We start from the raw sequence: 1275 nt of genomic DNA, 5'->3' as shown, positions 1-1275 counted from the left end.
TGCCTGACGGATTTGCCAATCAGACGGTCTTGAAACTTGCACATGCACTTCCATCCGCATGCGTCACTATCCTCCTGCGTCCCCCCATTGTTCAAACGGTGGATCGGCGGTACAGGAATATCAACCTGTTATCCATCGCCTACGCCTTTCGGCCTCGGCTTAGGTCCAGACTAACCCTGAGCGGACGAGCCTTCCTCAGGAAACCTTGGGCTTTCGACGGAGGGGATTCTCACCCCTCTTTTCGCTACTCACACCGGCATTCTCACTTCCAAACGCTCCACTGCTCCTTCCGGTACAGCTTCACAGCGGTTTGGAACGCTCCCCTACCATTCCTTACGGAATCCGCAGCTTCGGTGGTATGTTTAGCCCCGTTACATTTTCGGCGCGGCGCCACTCGACTAGTGAGCTATTACGCACTCTTTGAATGGTGGCTGCTTCTAAGCCAACATCCTAGCTGTCTAGGCAGCGCCACATCCTTTTCCACTTAACATACACTTTGGGACCTTAGCTGGCGGTCTGGGCTGTTTCCCTCTTGACTACGGATCTTATCACTCGCAGTCTGACTCCCGAGTATAAGTTGCTGGCATTCGGAGTTTAACTGAATTCGGTAACCCTGTGGGGGCCCCTAGTCCAATCAGTGCTCTACCTCCAGAACTCTCAACCTCGAGGCTAGCCCTAAAGCTATTTCGGGGAGAACCAGCTATCTCCAGGTTCGATTGGCATTTCACCGCTACCCACACCTCATCCCCGCACTTTTCAACGTGCGTGGGTTCGGACCTCCAGTCAGTGTTACCTGACCTTCATCCTGGACATGGGTAGATCACCTGGTTTCGGGTCTACGACAACGCACTGAACGCCCTGTTCAGACTCGCTTTCGCTACGGCTCCGCCTCATCGGCTTAACCTCGCGCGTTATCGTAACTCGCCGGTTCATTCTACAAAAGGCACGCCATCACCCATTAACGGGCTCTGACTACTTGTAGGCATACGGTTTCAGGATCTATTTCACTCCCCTTCCGGGGTGCTTTTCACCTTTCCCTCACGGTACTGGTTCACTATCGGTCACTAGGGAGTATTTAGCCTTGGGAGATGGTCCTCCCGGATTCCGACGGGGTTTCACGTGTCCCGCCGTACTCAGGATCCACTCTGGAGGGAAAACAGTTTCAGCTACAGGGCTGTCACCTTCTTCGGCCGACCTTTCCAGGTCCTTCACCTACTGTCTTCCTTTTTGACTCCGTATAGAGTGTCCTACAACCCCGAAGAGCATGCTCTTCGG

General features: G+C 53.9%; 1 rRNA gene. It reads right to left on the bottom strand.

Going from position 1 to position 1275, the window contains the following annotated elements:
- Window positions 1-1275: ribosomal RNA gene (locus ADM98_RS00405) — 23S ribosomal RNA — on the bottom strand; the annotation flags it as partial.

The sequence above is a fragment of the Exiguobacterium sp. BMC-KP genome (assembly GCF_001275385.1).
Taxonomy (GTDB): Bacteria; Bacillota; Bacilli; order Exiguobacteriales; family Exiguobacteriaceae; genus Exiguobacterium_A.
The sequence above is the reverse complement of the archived record's forward strand: the minus strand, read 5'-3'. Positions and strand labels throughout refer to the sequence as shown.